Source organism: Methanococcoides mangrovi (assembly GCF_052057775.1).
Lineage (GTDB): Archaea > Halobacteriota > Methanosarcinia > Methanosarcinales > Methanosarcinaceae > Methanococcoides.
Map to the genome: position 1 here is coordinate 123671 of NZ_CP195121.1, position 16008 is coordinate 139678.

A 16008-nucleotide genomic window follows, 5' to 3' on the forward strand; every position below is an offset into this window, starting at 1 on the left:
AGATTAAACCGATATGGGACTGACATCAGCCAGGCCCGTATCGGCAACAAGATATGTTTAAACCCGAAGGTTTAAGCGATAGTTTTCCTGAACTTGTCACAGCTGTTGATGTTGATGCCGAGGAGCTTCTCGATGTTCATCTTAGCTGCAATACCCTTTGCACAGCCCGGTACAGAGGTGATAACACCGATATCGAGCTCTTCTCTGAGTTCCCTCATGACGTACTCGTCGGAGAGATCTGCTACTGAAACACCAAGTTTCTTTGCAACGAAGTCCTTTGCTTCACCAATCCTCATGTTCTTGTCGAACTGCATCCTTGCAACAAGGTCACCGGCTGCTCTCATACCGGTCATACCGGATGCCATGATGTGTGAGATTGGCATACCGAGTGGGTCACCGACACCGATCTATATACCGTCGACGCCTGCGATCTCGACCATTGCCTTGCTTGCCCTGGTTACTGCATCTATTGGTGGGGTCTCAAGCATTGGGATACCACCGACACCCATACCCATATCTACGTGACATGGAATGGATGATGCCTCAACAGCTGCCTTCATGAAGGTAACTGCACGACCAAGGTTCCATGCGGATGTCTTGCTTGTGTTAGTGTTAACAACAGGACCGAATACGTTTGCTCCTGCCTTTGCTACAAGTGGTGCCTGCTGGTGTGGCCACAGACCTGCAAGTGTTGTACCATCGTACTCAAGCTGTCCGTGCATACCAAGAACGAGTTCTCCTGCCATACCTGCTTCAATGTAGATGCCCGGGAATTCCTTCCTCAGTGCCTCGATAGCGTTAAGGGATGCATACATGTCACCGTCACCGGCTGCACCGATGGTATCGAAGTTCACACCGTCGCCACCAACATGCATAAGTCTCTGCATGATCCAGACCATATCACGGATCCCATGGTCACCAGCTTTCTGTATGGATTCCTGTGCTTCGGAGATCTTGAAAGCCTTCATGAGGTCACCAGGGTTCTCGAATGGACCATCTGGAGTGTAGTACAGACCCATGTTTGGCATTGCACCATAAAGAAGAGGAACGATCATGTTCTGCTGGCAGACTTCCATTGTCTGCTGCTCCTGTGCGATAACTGGCTTGACTGGCTTGAAACTGTAGTCGATGTGACCGAGTTCCATTGTGTCTGCACCGAATGCACGCTCGTGCATCATTGCACCGGTAAGCCTGCTTGCTGGGATACCTACACCACTGTTACCCTGGTCACCATCGATCCTGATAGTACCAATATCATGGGTTACAGGAATTTCCATGCCTGGCTCTACACCAACGATCCTGTTAGGGTTGATGATGATCTCGAGCATCTTGTCCATCTGGTCTTCAGTAAGTGCTGGAATGTCACCAAGGTCTGCTGCATCTGCGGAACCTGCCTCGATGTCAGCAAGGATGTCTTCCTTAGTCCTGAAGATCTTTGCACCGTCACCCATTCTTAAGAAATATTCTGTTGCCATTTGTTTAAACCCCCCAGAGATTAAAGAAGTAATTCCTTTGCTTTTGTAACTGCTTCACTTGCATTTTCTGCATAGCAGTCTGCACCGATCTTCTTTGCCCATGCATCTGTTGCTGGAGCGCCGCCAACCATGACCTTAATGTTGTCCCTCATACCGTTTTCCTTGAGAAGCTCAATGACTTCCTTCTGGCCCTGGAGTGTGGTTGTCATAAGTGCGGAGAGACCGACCATGTCAGCGTTTACTTCCTTGCACTTGTCAATAAAGTTCTGGAGTGGGACATCCCTTCCGATATCGTGGACTTCAAAGCCTGCTGCCTGGAGCATTGTTGAGACGATCGCCTTACCGATGTCGTGTACGTCACCCTCAACTGTACCGTTGACGATAACACCGAGCTTCTTGCCTGCGCCCTCACCTGATGCAAGCTCATCCTGAAGCATGTCTACACCGGCTGTCATTGCATCTGCTGCCATCATAACGTGTGGAAGGAAGAGTTTTCCTCTCTCGAAGAGTACACCAACTTCGTTCATTCCTGCTGCAAGACCATTGTCAATAAGTTCTACTGCTGGAGCCTTGCCTTTTGCCTTCTCCACTGCAGCTACTACAGCATCTTTTTTGCAACTTACTACCGCATCGGATAGTGTTTTGAATAATTCTTCGTTTGTCGTGTTACAACCTCCATTGAATTTGTGGAACATTTCCCACATTATCAAGGTAGCAGGATTTACTCCCAACCACCATAAGATGAAAAAACAGGATAATATATAGCATAATTTGCATTGGAAGTTCGACTGCTACGGGAAATAGATTAAGCGATGAGGAATGACCATAGCCACCAGATATTCCAAAGGCATGAGAATTTCCAAAGGCTTTAGTATATATACAAAATGGGACTTAAAGAAACAACCAACATCAAGAGACAGATTCTTTGAAAACTAACGTAGTGAAACAGAAAGGCCGGTTCTGCCCAAGGGAACAACCGAAAGAATCATTAATGTTAATACTTGAATTTATAGAGGAGTCCAGATGAAATCCTCATTAAGTGATACAATATGGCTTTCTGAAAAAAGAAAAAACCTTCTTTTGCTGCTCGTTGAGGGACCAAGGAATATCGACCAGATCAAAACATCCCTGAATGTAACTTCAAAGGCAATGATGCCACAGATCAAGATCCTAAAAGAGCAGGATATGATCATTCAGAATGAGAATGATGATTATGAACTTTCTGATGTCGGAAGAATAATAGTAATGAACATGAGCCCTTTATTGAAAACTCTCGAAGTAATAGAAGAGAACAGGGAGTATTGGGCCACACGTGATCTTACAGCAATACCAGAACCTCTTGCATACCGGCTGGGTGAGCTGGGTCAGTGCATGCATATTGAGCCTGACCTCAATCATATGTTCGACCTGCCTGTGGAATTCACGGAGAACCTGATAAGATCAGAAGATGTGAAGATGTTCGCATCATATTTCCATCCGTTATATCCGGAACTATTCACAGAAATTGTTGAAAATGGAATAAAGTTCGAGCTCATTCTTACTAATTCGGTCCTTGAAAGAATGAAGAATGATTGTCTTGACAAACTTCAAATGCTCCTTTCATCCGACAAAACAGAAGTATATGTTTGTGATGATAGTATCAAACTGACCACCGTATCCGTAACTGAACGTTTTACATACATATCCCTCTTCAATAAGGATGGAAGATACGATCATAGAAAGATAATGAGCTTTGATGAAAGTGCACGCATCTGGGGAGAGGAACTTTTCTCATACTACCAGGAAAGGTCCAGCCAATTGAAAGATATCTAAGAGGAATAAATCTAACATGGCTTTGAGAAAAATAGAATGGAAAAACGTACCCTTAAGGTCAAAACTTATTCTTTTCATCGTAGTAGGTGTCCTGCTGGTACTTGTGACATCAACTGCTGTGATCATATCCACTGTTACCAACCAGGAAGTGGACCTGGCATATGACCAGTCCATAGAACAGGCCAGAAGCTATGCGAATCATTTCGACATTGATATGCGGAAGAACCATGCCATAGGTCAGACCATAGCGAATTCAATGGCAGCATATGAAACTGCCGACAGGGATGAAGTGAACGCCATACTAAAAGAGCTCGCAGAAGAGAATCCCGACCTCCTTGGAACATATGTATGCTATGAACCGAATGCCTTCGATGGCAATGACATGGCCTTTGTAAATGCACCGGGACATGATCCCACAGGAAGGTTCATCCCATACTGGAACAGGATCAACGGCGACCTTCAGCTCGATCCATTGCTGGATTACGATACCTCTGATTATTACCAGATACCAAAGCAGACGAAAGAAGAACAGATCATTGACCCATACTTCTACGAAGGTGTGTTCATTGTCAGTTATGTGACACCCATAATAAAAGAAGGACAATTTATCGGCATCGGCGGGGTGGATGTATCCCTTACCTACCTTGATGAAGTGGTGAGCGAGGTGAAGGCATTTGACACCGGTTATGCCTTCATGACAGGAAATACAGGCATACTGATCTCACAGCCTGAACAGAAGGACTGGATCGGTTACAAGACACTCTATGATTTTAATGTCCCCGAGATCACAGCCATGGCTGATGATATCAAGGAAGGCAAGGGCGGATATATAGACACTATCGATCCGACCACAGGGAAAGAGGTCGTAATGTTCTATGAACCGATCAGAACAGGAGATTTCTCATTCATACTTGTAGTTCCAAAAGAGGAAATGCTCGCCGGTGTTGTTGAGGTTCGCAACAATCTCATCGTGATCTCCGCAATATCCATCATATTCATGACCGGCCTTGCAGCCCTTATTGCAGGTTTTGTAACAAGGCCCATCAATGAGATCGTGGCCAGTTTCAAAGACGTGTCCGACGCAGCTGTAGGAGGAAAGATATATGCCCGTGCTGACACCGATGTTGATATAGATTTCAAGGACATACCGTCGGGTCTTAACGAGATCCTTGATGCTTTCACAAAACCCATGGCTGAAACCATGCGCGTAGCCAATGGTCTTGCGAAAGGAGAACTTAAAACACGTGTTAATCCAGGCCTCAAAGGTGATTTCAAGGATCTGGGAGACAGCCTAGATGTATTTGCTGAAAAGCTCAACAACATTATCGATGAATCAAACTCAGTATTGATGGCTTTCCAGAAAGAGGACTTCACAAGAGAGATACGCATCAAAGGAGAAGGTGACTTCAGGATACTCACAGATGGAATCGAAGATACAAGGCAGGCCCTTTACAAGATAACCACTGAGCAGAAGAAAGCCAAGCAGGAACTGATCAAATATGCAGAAGAGCTTGAGCATTCTAACCAGATGAAAGAAGAGATGGAAAGGGTCATCGAGAGCAGCCCGGTTGTTGTCTTCAAGTGGAGAGCAGAGAGAGGTTGGCCTATTGAGTTCGTATCCAAGAACATTGCACAGTTTGGATATACACTTGAAGATTTTGAATCCGAGAAAGTAAGATACGGGGATCTTGTTCACCCGCAGGACCTTTCGAGAGTAGAGGCCGAACTGCAAAGAAGGTGTGACGAAGGCTACAATGAATTCAACATCGAGTACAGGATACTCACCAAATATGGCAATCCTGTCTGGGTGGACGAAAGGACATTTATACGCCGTGATGAAGACGGAAAAGTGAACTACCTGCAGGGAATCCTTGTGAACATCGATGAAAGAAAGCGTGCGGAGGAGGCTCTTATAAAGATAGAGGACATTCGGAAGAAAGAGATCCACCACCGCATAAAGAACAACCTGCAGGTCATATCCACTCTGTTGTACCTGGAATCTGACAAATTCAAGGACCAGAAAGTAAAGGAAGCATTCAGGGACAGCCAGGACAGAGTAAGGACAATGGCACTGGTGCATGAAAAACTGTACCAGTCCGAAGATATGGAGAGCATCGATTTTGCAGACTATTCAAAGAACCTTATAAATTATCTGTCCCAATCATACGTTGTGGGCAACCGCGACATAAGGATAGACCTGAATGTAGAGGATATTTTCCTTAACATGGATACAGCAGTGCCGCTTGGCATTATTATAAATGAACTTGTTTCGAACTCCCTGAAGTACGCTTTCAGGGATAAAACCGATGAAGGCATCATATCCGTAGACATTAAGCGTTACGGAGACAACTTCAAACTTACTGTGAGCGACAACGGGTGTGGTATACCTGAAGAGATCGATTTCAGGGAGACCGAATCCCTCGGACTCCAGCTTGTCACAAACCTTGTCGAACAGATCGACGGAACGATCACACTTGACAAGCAGGAAGGAACAAAGTTCATAATAGATTTCACAGAAGAAAAATACGAAATATGAGAGGGAATTGATGACACAAACAAAGATCCTGGTCGTAGAAGATGAAAAGATCGTTGCCCTGGGTATCAAAAAGATGTTAAAGAATATGGGATACCTTGTGCCCAGCATTGCTTCTTCAGGAAAAGAGGCCATCAGCAAAGCAGAGATCACATTTCCGGATCTTGTGTTGATGGACATAATGCTTAAGGGAGATATGGATGGTGTGGAAGCTGCTGACCAGATACGTCAGCGTTTTGATATACCAGTTGTCTACCTGACAGCATATTCCGATGAAAAGATACTGAACAGAGCAAAGAGAACAAAACCTTTCGGGTACATTATCAAGCCTTTCGAGGAGAACAGTCTCCACACGACCATAGAGCTCGCACTCCACAACTACAGAGTGGAAAAAGGACTTGAAGAGTCTGATGAGTAAAAGGCACAGCTACCGGAAGGTGCATAGGCACACATAAAGCGGAATGATAATGAAACTGCTCTGCCAGATCTTACATCAATAACCGCACTGCTTAGAACAAAGCAGCCATTACAAAATATAGTATTAAAAGGAAAAGCATCACAACATAAGGTTGCGATGCAAAATATCAATATTATTTCTTGAACTCAGTGTATCCGCACTTGCCACAGGTAAGCCTGTCCTTGTGGTCTGCGAGATATACACCATCGCCACAGCGTGGGCAGAACTGCCTCAGCCTTTCGATGGAATCGCCACTTACTTTGTAGTAGTCTTTAACTGCCATTGTACTCACTCACTGTCTTCTGCTGCTTCAGCTTCTTCTTCGGATGCTTCCTCTTCGACTTCAGGCTCTGGAAGTTCATTCCTCTTAAGGACGTATTCCTTCTCGACTACCTTCATTCGATCTGCATCCTCATAGATCTTTGCGTAACCCTCAGCTGCAGACATTCCGTAGCTGTTGTCGAACTTCTGGAGAATGACGAGCTCAAGTGGCACGTTAAGCATTGCAGCCAGCCTGTTCTTTACATCGATCCTTGAAGGTGTTGCGCCCTCAAAGGTAGCATCGAACCTAACTTCCCTTCTGTTGAGAAGTGCGTTGTTTTTGTCTTCTGTAATATTAATGTCCATGTAATATCCTCCGCACATTATTGAACTGTTCTTTATGATCTTGTTTTTCAAGAATTTTATCAAATAGATCTTTAATTTCTGCTTTTTTGGACTCTGTCATCCTTACAAGCATTACACCTTTATCAGGCTGGCCATACATTATAACCGACCCAATCGGCGCCATCATCATCGCAGGTAAAGCCGCAAGATCCTCTTCACCATTTACGAAGATCCGGACATTCCGGTCGGACACTAGCGCATCCCCTATCACAGATATGAGTTCTTCGGTAATCACACCAGCAGGATTATCAACTGTAATTTCAGCAAATCCCTGATGTTTTGTACCATAGACAACCTGTGAGGATGCCGGTGCCCTTTTCGTCCTGTCATCCACGATCAGTATATCCGGAATGATGTTTGATTCGAGCAAGTGGAAAGTAGTAACATCGCCCACAGATATAAGTTTTGTGGGATTACCGAGATCCTTTACCGAGCTTCTGACGGCATCACCGTCAACACCCTCGTACAGGACACCAAAAGGTTTCCGGAAAAGAGGTCGAAGCCTCTCCGGCAAAACGATCTCGCAACCCAAGATTAACGCACCTTCAAAGCATACTTATCGGCAACTGTCACACCGATCATCTCTGCGATCTTTGATCGCTGAGGATCAACAATAATGACAAGTCCGCTCCAGTCATCGCTCAAGTTGCTTGAGCCACATACCGGGCAGGTCTGGCCTGATACCAGCCTGTGACATTCACGACATACCTGATCTACCATTATAGATACACTCCGGTTTACTCATTAGATTCTTCAGATTTAGGCTTGCGCGCCTCTTCGAGCCATTCGAGCCTACCAAGAGCATGCTGACGCATGGTCAGACCAATCTTACTATCCCTTGGCTCTCTTTCGTTAGTGCTCACAGCAACTATACGGGCACGTACCTTGTCACCTTCTGAAAGGGTACGATTACCGTTCTTGCTCAGAAGCCTTCCATTCTTGCCATCATATGACATGAAGTCATCAGTGACCTGACTAACGTGCAACAGGCCGTCCATAGCACCTATGCTGACGAAAGCACCGAACTCAACCGTTTCGACAACCAGTCCTTCAATGACTTCCTGAAGCTGCGGAACGAATACAATAGCTTCGAAAACCACATCGTAATAGACAGCTCCGTCACCAACAAGGATGTGACCTTCTCCGATTTCCTGAATATCCGTGACCGCAACAATCGCACCAATTGTCTTATCGACCCTGCCCTCAAGCTTCTCCTTAAGTGCGTCCTTCACACTGACTCCTATATCCTCACCTAAAAGGCGGGGAGCCACACGGACAGTGTCCTCAAGTTTCATCCTTTTATACATATCTCGATCTCCAATATGCCCTGCATTAATCTAAACTGCCACAATTATTGTAAATTATGAAATGACGATCATGTTATAGCCAAATGGTTCTTCTGGCGTAAGCGTACAACGGTCACATCTGCTTCTTTCAGACGTTCTACCAATCCGACATCATTCGTCAGGACCGCTGCCCCTGTGTCATGGGCCAGCTGAAGAATGACATCGTCCGCACTTCCGGTACGATCAACAATAGCACATCTGTCAGCTAATGAAAGTGCAACCTTTGCCGCGGTTCTGTTCTCACCTCTGCATCTCTTTACCAGGATCTTGATCTCATTTATGACCGCCTGGGGAACAATGCGCTCATCATAACCCAGACGTTCCAGTTCTGAAAAGATATCAACCTTGAACTGAACCGGGATCATCAAACCATTTGTATCTATTATAACCTTCAAGCCTTAATGACTCCCACGCCTATAAGTCTCCAGCGTGACCCAACACGCCTGCTAATAGCGACCATGGAACCAGGTTCTGCACAGACCGGCCTCTTGAGCTTGGCCTCTGCAACATTTTCCCTCGCACTTGTAACGACACCCACAGTGGTAGCAGTTCCAACGTTGAGCATCAAAGGCTCACTAGTCTTGATCTTACCGATCGAAAGAGATTCGTCTTCGGAGATCCCGACCACACGCTCAAGAAGCTTTAGCTCCAGTGTGAATGAATCATGTGTTGGAGGTAATGTTCCCGGCTCGCCAGCAACCTGTCCTGTCAGAGAGTCGCTCTTTGTGATGCTTGGATCAAGTCCTGTACCCAATGCGAGCAATCCGCCCGGAGTTGCCTCTTCGACCATCTCCTTGCCAGCAGCGATCATCTTCACAGTGGTATAGATAGGCTCCCAGTGAATGGCATTCTCACTTTCCACCTTGCGTCCGGGACGGATCTCAAGTTCGTCACCCGGATGTAATGACCCTTCCGTAAGCGTTCCACCAATGACACCGCCAGCGATCTTGTCAATAGGGGTTCCAGGTTTGTTAATATCAAAGGACCTTGCAATAAGCATATGTGCGGGCTTGTCCAGCTTCTGCACAGGTGTTGGTATGACCTCGTTCATAGCATCTATAAGCACATCTATGTTGATGTTCTGCTGTGCAGAGATCGGAATGATCGGTGCGTTCTCGGCTACCGTGCCCTTTACGAACTCCTTGATCTGATGATAGTGCTCGATGACCTTCTCTTTTGGAACAAGGTCGATCTTGTTCTGTACAATGACGATATTCTCGATACCAATAATGTTCAGGGCCATAAGATGCTCTTTTGTCTGTGGCTGCGGGCACTCCTCGTTCGCAGCGATCACAAGGATAGCACCATCCATGATAGCAGCACCTGAAAGCATTGTTGCCATCAGGGTCTCGTGGCCAGGGGAATCCACAAAAGATACTGTTCTGATCTCCTCGGTCTTCTCACCACAGTGCTCACATTTCTTGGCCACGGTATAACACTGGGGTTCGGGGCAAGCTGGACACTTCCTGAAGGTAGTATCTGCATACCCTAACCTGATAGATATACCACGCTTCAATTCTTCACTATGCGTATCGGTCCATACTCCTGATAACGCGCTTACAAGCGTCGTTTTCCCATGATCGACATGACCTACCATGCCAATATTAACACAAGGCTGACTCAATTTTTGATTTCCCTCCCTATCGGGCTAAAATAAAAGTGTGATCTAATATAATTACATAAATTCAACGTAACTACTCTGAAGTTTGTGATACCATGTCATTTCTAATATATAAGTGATTTCAACCGTTATAACATCTTACTATAAATCACTGAAATACATATTTAGTTGCATGGTGGGGAGGGGGACGTGCTGTTGCAAAAGGCGTGGTTTTTGCAAAAGGCGATAATTCCCACCATGCAATCGTTGCCGTTGTCCAGATTCAAACTGGAGAGGGAGGAATGCTGTGCTTTCGAATTAACTCTCCTGCAACGGCACAATTCTGATCGATCCGATAGTAGATCTAAATTTATTCTATTTTATCTGCAGTCAAAGTTGAAACAAAGAGAAAGATGAGTGAGATGATCACTCATCCTTGCTGTTACCTGAAGACCTACTGCGGTACATATAATATGCACCACCGGCGATCACAATGATCACAAACGCACCAATGATCATACCGGTCATACCGGAACCACTATCATTAGCAGATGCCGGAAGGACTTCCGTTTTGATCTTCACAGTATCCGAGATCCTGTCATGACCATCAGTATCCTCGTACTTGACCTCACTGTTCAGTGCATACGCCTTTGGAACTGCAAGATCATCTACCTTTAACTTGAACACTGCAACAGTGCTCTCACCGGCATCTAGTGTGCCAAGGAATGCCTGATCGTCCGTGGTACTGAACGGATCGGCAGCACTTATTCTCACAGTAGCATCCTTTGCAGGGAGGTCACCCACGTTCTCAAAGGTTACATACAAAAGATTTTCGGAATCAGGATACAGCTCACCTGTAACATTGGTTACCTCAAACCTTGCCTCATCCTTAACATATATGTCAAATGTCGTGTTCTGTGTACCCACATCATACCAGAGTCCAACCTCCATGTTGGTAATACCAAGATCGGTCTCATTGTCACCGTTTATCTGGACATTCTTCTGATATCCGTAATACAGATCAAGGCGCATCGGGTAGCTGCCTGACTCTGCATTATTTGAGATCTCAATGTTAAAGCTTACAGGAGAATCGGTCTTCTGGCCTGATACAAGAGTTCCTGCTTCCTGAGGACCGGACTTTACATTGATGGCAGGATCAAGAGGAGTCAGGACAGCAACAATACCAATAGCGGTTGTTCTCTGCGCTTCGTAGGACATTTCAGTGCTCTGCAGTTTCTGCTCCAGTTCGGTAAGGTAGAAGTCATCCTCCTCTGACCTGAATCCGGTTATCAGACCCTTGTTCATAAGGTCGAGTTTCAGTGTGACAGTCTCACCGCGTTCGAACTCATTGTCTCCGAGGAGAGTCGCGGTCACGTCAGGACCACCATAAACAGTATAGTAATTCTCATCAAAATTGAAGAAATCAGGTAGTTCCGCATTGGCTGCCGTGAACGCACCATTAGATGGCAATGTAGCCTCTGCATTTACCGGTGCTGCAAAAAGCAACAAAACAGCAAATATGGCCATAATTGGCAAAGCGTATCTGGAATCTGTCATTTTAAACATAATTAGTCCTCTTCATAGTGTTAATTTGATAAATTTTCAGTTAAATTATTAGTTATTGTTATCCTTCCTGCGTATCGTATTGTATCCCATGTAGGCGGCTACCAGAATGATGCCTGCAAGCGCAAGCATGGTGATGCTTATACCTGCGTCCCTTGACCTAAGTGGAACCTCAACAATTATATTGTCCGAAAACTGCAGATCACCGTCCTCATCACGATACTTGATCTCACTGTCGATACCATAGTCTTTCTCCACCGCAGTGATCTCTGCAGCAAGGTCGAATGATGCAGTCTTGCTCTCACCCGGTGCAATAGATCCCAGGTTCACAACCGACCTGTCAGAGCTCAGCGGCTTCATCACAACGATCCTGGCAAAGGCATCAGATGCTTCCACTTCACCCACATTTGTGTAAGTCACATTGATGATCCCGGACTGGCCTGATGTAAGCTCACCTTCCACATCGGACACTACGAACTTTGCATCCGGTTTGACGGTCACCGGGATCTCAAGGGTCGTATTCCTTGTCTGGTAGAATGTTGTGTGATCAAGTTCTGGAAAGCCAAGCCTTACAGTACTACCATCAGTCATCTCAACCTGGCTCTGGAACTCATAATTTACAGGCAGCAAGAGCATGTAAGTACCAGCCGGAGCATTGTCAGAGACAGTGATGGTAAAGGACATAGGCTGGTCCGGCAATACTCCCGGATACAGACTATCGAGTGTCTGGATACTTGTGGTCGGATCGACCTCTATATGATCAGTGGTCGAGAACATCTCAGCCTTCAGACCAAAAGCAGTGGTCCTCAAGGCCTCATATTCAAGCTCTTGAAGGGACCTCGCATGGTCACCATTGTTTGTATCCACATTGGTCTTAGACTTGAAACCATGCAATACGCCTCTGTTCGAAAGGACAACGCGCACCTGTGCGGTCTCACCTCTCTCTAACTCAGTATCCCCGAGAACGGAGGCATAGATATCAGGTTCACCATAGGCGTCATAATAATTGGTAGAGAATTCATAGTTCGGCTGTACGAAATCCTTTGCTCCTGCCACAGGAAATGCAGCGGTTGCAAACAACATCGCAATCAGCAGGACAGCCACCATGACCACTGAATTCACCTATCTGTTCTTTTGTTTGTTTTTACAGTTAATCAAAAGGCATCAGCCTCCGGGTCAGTGCTATGTTTTGCTAGATCTATAGATTCTATATTATCTTTGAATGATACGTCGGATATTACGTTTCTTGCATTCCTCTTTTCACGGAAATTATCAAGCAGGACCATCACAGGCGGGAAGACCACAAATGTTGCGAACAGAGCGAGTGCTACATCAATTACAGTGATCATACCGAAGCTGCTTATAATTACAAAATCTGATGCAACCAGTGCACAAAAACCAAACAGTGTAGTAAGTCCGGAAGTGACTATCGCTTTTCCGATCTTGACACCTGCTTCTGTCATTGCTTCTTCAGGAGTGGCACCTTTGTCCTTCTCCTCGAAATACCTCTCCATCATAAGTACAGCATACTCAGAGCCCACACCAAGAATAAGGGCACCAAGTGTCGCTGTCATCGGCGTGTATTCCATACCCATCACGTACATCAGTCCGCCGGACCAGCCAACGACCATGAACATGGTAACTACCGGAACAAGGGCCTTGAGCACATCACGATATATCAGTAGCAGACCACCAAATACCATACCGAGCCCCAGGTATGTCATAAAGACACGGCCTGAAGTAAGGGCCCCTATAACTTCTATGAACACAACACTGTTTCCGGTGATGGTAGCTGTCATTCCCGGCGGAGGGGACATCCACAGCATATCGTCCCTGACTATATTCGTGAGAACTTCGAGCCCTTCCATACCAAGAGTAGCCGTTGCATCACCGATATTCAGATTGAGAAGGAGCATACCCTCACCATACATAAGGCGATCCTTCTGCTGGGAAGGCATCTGTTCATACAACGCCCTGATCTCAGATTCACTATCTGGGATCACACCACCGTTCATAGACTTGATGACGCTGGCCATGCTTTCCGCCCCTTGTATATTGTTCCGGCTATTCACCTCATGAGCGCTGAACTCATCCATCCACTCCAGAACCTCAGGATCAGCGACATTGTCAGTTTTGATGATAATGTTCAGCTGCTCCGCACCTCCCGTAATGTCAGAAAGATGCGTCAGGTCAATAAGTGCCGGCAGATCCTGTGGGACAAAGGTCTCAGTATCGGTCTGAATCGGGACCTGCGTATCTGCTACCAGACCACCTGCACAGATAAGAACGGCGATGGACAGGATCATGAAAGGATGTTTTATAGTGAAATGGGTTGTCTTTCCGAGCAACCTGTCAAGAATATCAGGCTGAGGGTCCTTCTTAGACAATTTTTTGGAGTTATTCCTGCCCCTCAGAGATATTTGACCGAACTTCTCCTTCCGTATGGATTGCATGTTGTCAAGACCATATATCACGGTCACACCTACGAACAGGGAAGCCAGGAAGCACATCACAATACCTATGAGAAGCAGCTTTGCGAAGTCCTGTATCATAGGAACACTTGATGTCAGAAGGGAGAAGAATCCCAAAGCAGTAATTATGAGTGCGATCAGGACAGCCGGACCTGTGTGTTTGATAGTATCGACCACTGCCTCTGCCGGACTTTCACCACGTTCAAGCTCCTCTTCAATACGATTATGGAACTGGATGGCATAATCTATCCCCAATCCTATCAGTACAGGGAACGCTGCCATTGAGACCATACTCAGTGGTATCTCCAGATAACCCATGGCACCGAACGTGTAGATGATACCCAGCAGTACGATCGCAAGGGGCATGAGCCTCCACCTGACATGACCGAACACCAGGAACAGCACAACGATCATCAGGACAACTGAAAGCCCAAGCAATACACCCATACTTGACATCATTGCATTGTTCATGGAGACCATGAAGGCCGGATCACCTGTAACTACTATATTATAATCAGGAGGGAATTCTGCAAGGTTTACCGATGTCTCGATCTCCCTCAGGATCTCCTGTTTCTGTTCATCACTTATTGAACCTGCGGTTTCCACATAGATAAGTGTGTGAGTACTGTCAGGCATCAGATATTCGGGAACATAATTATCAATAAGGGATTGCAATTCCGCCTTATCTTCAGGAAGTGATGAATCGCCGGTAAGTGCAAAATTGGCATCTTTAACAACCGTTGCAGCACTCTGGACACCTACCACCCCGGGCAGTGATGAAGACATATGGCCCAGTCGATCCATGGCCTGCAATAGAGCAGGGTCATTTACCTGCCCATCCTCTATAATAATGACAATGGCTTCTGTACCAAAGATATTCATGTAGAGGTGATCAAAGTCCTGATAGAGCTGAGAGCTCTTCTCTACAAAGGTTTCTGTACCGGATGCCATGCTTATGCTCTGTGCACCCTGAATAGATACGAGGATGAGCAAAAAGGCTACTAATATGATAGGGATAGTATTGTTCTCAATAAAGACTCCCAGTTTTTCAAATACATTTTTTATGATGGTCGCCTCCTTATCTTTCATTTTTTACATTGGGTTTCAGGAGAACATTTTTCTTCGAGCAGTTCAACCGACCTTTTGTACATGTGACGATGCACTTCGATCAAAAGGATCTGTGCTTCAAGGGCCCTCTCAAGGGTTTCGTCATCAAGGTCGGACATACATCTTTTAGCCATCGAGATTATCTTATCATAGACCTTTTGAATGTGTTCGATTCCCTTTTCGGTTACAGATATCAGTACTTTCCTTCGGTCGGAAGGATCATCTTTCCTATAGACAAGACCTTCTTTCTCAAGGCTGTCAATGAGACTTGTAACACTGCTTTTTTTAAGCTCCAGGAATCTCGCAAGTGTCGAAGGCATGATCTCACCTTCTTCCTATATGAGAAGAAGTGCCCTGTTCATTGTCTTATTTGCACTGGTACAGTCCTCATCCACCAGGCAACACTCTGTCATGTTACCCTCCAGTTTTCTTTTGAGATGTTCTATTTCCAGATGGGATCTGACGATTTTTTCGATCTTATCCAAATTGTACCTCCTGAGCAGAGTACTTAGCTTTGAAACATTAATGATTAGATAATCAAATGGTTTGATAAACTAAATGTTAGATTTTCTAACATAAAGATAATATATAAAACTTTTGAGCATACCGACGTGTGAGACAATAATAAAGAATATGTGTCGAAAAATGCGCGCGTTGGTATATGAGACATTATTTAAGATTATTAGAATTTCAAGGGTAACAAAATTCCAAAAACGCAATTTATTGCCATTTTAAAAATCAATAAGAAAATTAAGGATTGAGATAAAAGAGTTGGAGGAGGAGTATCATTAGACACACCTCCCCGTTTGGAGTCAGCCCCTAGAAGGAGTAATAGTATAAATACATATTTGTCAATGATTTTTCAATATATTCCGGAAACGTTGTAAGAAATATATTAACATATATGCAAAAAATAAAGAAGATATGAGTAAACAACCTCCACCATACAGGATATTACACACACCTGCCTTCATAAAA

16 protein-coding genes and 1 pseudogene are annotated in these 16008 nt (G+C 45.3%); 3 read left to right on the plus strand and 14 right to left on the minus strand.

Features of this window, described 5'->3' with window-relative positions; all coding sequences use genetic code 11:
• Positions 1–71: 71 nt before the first annotated feature.
• Positions 72–1475 (minus strand): annotated as a pseudogene (mtbB, locus tag ACR3I3_RS00685) ([dimethylamine--corrinoid protein] Co-methyltransferase).
• A 20-nt stretch (positions 1476–1495) separates the two neighbouring features.
• Complete coding sequence (gene mtbC / locus ACR3I3_RS00690) at positions 1496–2170, minus strand: dimethylamine corrinoid protein MtbC (RefSeq protein WP_440953713.1); 675 nt, start codon at positions 2168–2170, stop codon at positions 1496–1498.
• A 328-nt stretch (positions 2171–2498) separates the two neighbouring features.
• Between mtbC and ACR3I3_RS00695 the strand changes: the two genes are divergently transcribed.
• From ACR3I3_RS00695 to ACR3I3_RS00705, 3 genes are read left to right on the plus strand one after another with little or no spacing between them, the layout of a single operon-like run.
• A complete protein-coding gene (locus tag ACR3I3_RS00695; RefSeq protein ID WP_440952670.1) occupies positions 2499–3287 on the plus strand; it encodes a helix-turn-helix transcriptional regulator in 789 nt (262 codons plus the stop codon).
• A gap of 16 nt (positions 3288–3303) precedes the next feature.
• Positions 3304–5823 (plus strand): histidine kinase dimerization/phosphoacceptor domain -containing protein, encoded by a 2520-nt coding sequence (locus tag ACR3I3_RS00700; RefSeq protein WP_440952671.1) that lies wholly within the window; start codon positions 3304–3306, stop codon positions 5821–5823.
• A gap of 10 nt (positions 5824–5833) precedes the next feature.
• On the plus strand, positions 5834–6238 hold the full coding sequence (locus tag ACR3I3_RS00705; protein WP_440952672.1) for a response regulator: 405 nt from the start codon (positions 5834–5836) through the stop codon (positions 6236–6238).
• A gap of 172 nt (positions 6239–6410) precedes the next feature.
• On the opposite strand, the gene ACR3I3_RS00710 is transcribed toward ACR3I3_RS00705, so the two are convergent.
• The 12 genes from ACR3I3_RS00710 to ACR3I3_RS00765 form a co-directional block, all read right to left on the minus strand.
• Complete coding sequence (locus ACR3I3_RS00710) at positions 6411–6560, minus strand: 30S ribosomal protein S27ae (RefSeq protein WP_440952673.1); 150 nt, start codon at positions 6558–6560, stop codon at positions 6411–6413.
• Between the two features lie 5 nt (positions 6561–6565).
• On the minus strand, positions 6566–6904 hold the full coding sequence (locus ACR3I3_RS00715) for a 30S ribosomal protein S24e (RefSeq protein ID WP_440952674.1): 339 nt from the start codon (positions 6902–6904) through the stop codon (positions 6566–6568).
• Positions 6894–7475, minus strand: a complete 582-nt coding sequence (locus tag ACR3I3_RS00720; RefSeq protein WP_440952675.1) for a GTP-dependent dephospho-CoA kinase family protein — start codon at positions 7473–7475, stop codon at positions 6894–6896. Before ACR3I3_RS00720 ends, ACR3I3_RS00715 begins: the two co-directional genes overlap by 11 nt.
• Positions 7476–7477: 2 nt before the next feature.
• The gene (gene spt4, locus ACR3I3_RS00725) at positions 7478–7663 is read right to left on the minus strand and encodes a transcription elongation factor subunit Spt4 (RefSeq protein WP_440952676.1); all 186 of its coding nucleotides are present in this window, start codon (positions 7661–7663) and stop codon (positions 7478–7480) included.
• Between the two features lie 17 nt (positions 7664–7680).
• Entirely contained in the window at positions 7681–8250 is a 570-nt protein-coding gene (locus tag ACR3I3_RS00730; protein ID WP_440952677.1) for a DNA-directed RNA polymerase, read from the minus strand.
• A 68-nt stretch (positions 8251–8318) separates the two neighbouring features.
• Entirely contained in the window at positions 8319–8684 is a 366-nt protein-coding gene (locus tag ACR3I3_RS00735) for a DNA-binding protein (protein ID WP_440952678.1), read from the minus strand.
• Positions 8681–9913, minus strand: a complete 1233-nt coding sequence (locus tag ACR3I3_RS00740; protein WP_440952679.1) for a translation initiation factor IF-2 subunit gamma — start codon at positions 9911–9913, stop codon at positions 8681–8683. Before ACR3I3_RS00740 ends, ACR3I3_RS00735 begins: the two co-directional genes overlap by 4 nt.
• A 402-nt stretch (positions 9914–10315) precedes the next feature.
• Entirely contained in the window at positions 10316–11455 is a 1140-nt protein-coding gene (locus ACR3I3_RS00745; RefSeq protein WP_440952680.1) for a COG1361 S-layer family protein, read from the minus strand.
• A 48-nt stretch (positions 11456–11503) separates the two neighbouring features.
• The gene (locus ACR3I3_RS00750) at positions 11504–12559 is read right to left on the minus strand and encodes a COG1361 S-layer family protein (protein WP_440953714.1); all 1056 of its coding nucleotides are present in this window, start codon (positions 12557–12559) and stop codon (positions 11504–11506) included.
• A gap of 47 nt (positions 12560–12606) precedes the next feature.
• A complete protein-coding gene (locus ACR3I3_RS00755; RefSeq protein ID WP_440952681.1) occupies positions 12607–15012 on the minus strand; it encodes a hydrophobe/amphiphile efflux-3 (HAE3) family transporter in 2406 nt (801 codons plus the stop codon).
• On the minus strand, positions 15009–15350 hold the full coding sequence (locus ACR3I3_RS00760; protein WP_440952682.1) for a MarR family winged helix-turn-helix transcriptional regulator: 342 nt from the start codon (positions 15348–15350) through the stop codon (positions 15009–15011). The genes ACR3I3_RS00755 and ACR3I3_RS00760 overlap by 4 nt, the downstream gene beginning before the upstream one ends.
• A gap of 15 nt (positions 15351–15365) precedes the next feature.
• Positions 15366–15515 (minus strand): hypothetical protein, encoded by a 150-nt coding sequence (locus ACR3I3_RS00765; RefSeq protein WP_440952683.1) that lies wholly within the window; start codon positions 15513–15515, stop codon positions 15366–15368.
• Between the last annotated feature and the right edge of the window lie 493 nt (positions 15516–16008).

What these genes read in the sequence shown, in the direction of transcription:
- ACR3I3_RS00700 (WP_440952671.1), top strand. Translation starts at nt 3,304, where the DNA reads ATGGCTTTGAGAAAAATAGAATGGAAAAACGTACCCTTAAGGTCAAAA.
- ACR3I3_RS00705 (WP_440952672.1), top strand. Translation starts at nt 5,834, where the DNA reads ATGACACAAACAAAGATCCTGGTCGTAGAAGATGAAAAGATCGTTGCC.
- ACR3I3_RS00710 (WP_440952673.1), bottom strand. Translation starts at nt 6,560, where the DNA reads ATGGCAGTTAAAGACTACTACAAAGTAAGTGGCGATTCCATCGAAAGG.
- ACR3I3_RS00760 (WP_440952682.1), bottom strand. Translation starts at nt 15,350, where the DNA reads ATGCCTTCGACACTTGCGAGATTCCTGGAGCTTAAAAAAAGCAGTGTT.
- ACR3I3_RS00715 (WP_440952674.1), bottom strand. Translation starts at nt 6,904, where the DNA reads ATGGACATTAATATTACAGAAGACAAAAACAACGCACTTCTCAACAGA.
- ACR3I3_RS00755 (WP_440952681.1), bottom strand. Translation starts at nt 15,012, where the DNA reads ATGAAAGATAAGGAGGCGACCATCATAAAAAATGTATTTGAAAAACTG.
- ACR3I3_RS00695 (WP_440952670.1), top strand. Translation starts at nt 2,499, where the DNA reads ATGAAATCCTCATTAAGTGATACAATATGGCTTTCTGAAAAAAGAAAA.
- spt4 (WP_440952676.1), bottom strand. Translation starts at nt 7,663, where the DNA reads ATGGTAGATCAGGTATGTCGTGAATGTCACAGGCTGGTATCAGGCCAG.
- ACR3I3_RS00745 (WP_440952680.1), bottom strand. Translation starts at nt 11,455, where the DNA reads ATGTTTAAAATGACAGATTCCAGATACGCTTTGCCAATTATGGCCATA.
- ACR3I3_RS00750 (WP_440953714.1), bottom strand. Translation starts at nt 12,559, where the DNA reads ATGGTGGCTGTCCTGCTGATTGCGATGTTGTTTGCAACCGCTGCATTT.
- mtbC (WP_440953713.1), bottom strand. Translation starts at nt 2,170, where the DNA reads ATGTTCCACAAATTCAATGGAGGTTGTAACACGACAAACGAAGAATTA.
- ACR3I3_RS00730 (WP_440952677.1), bottom strand. Translation starts at nt 8,250, where the DNA reads ATGTATAAAAGGATGAAACTTGAGGACACTGTCCGTGTGGCTCCCCGC.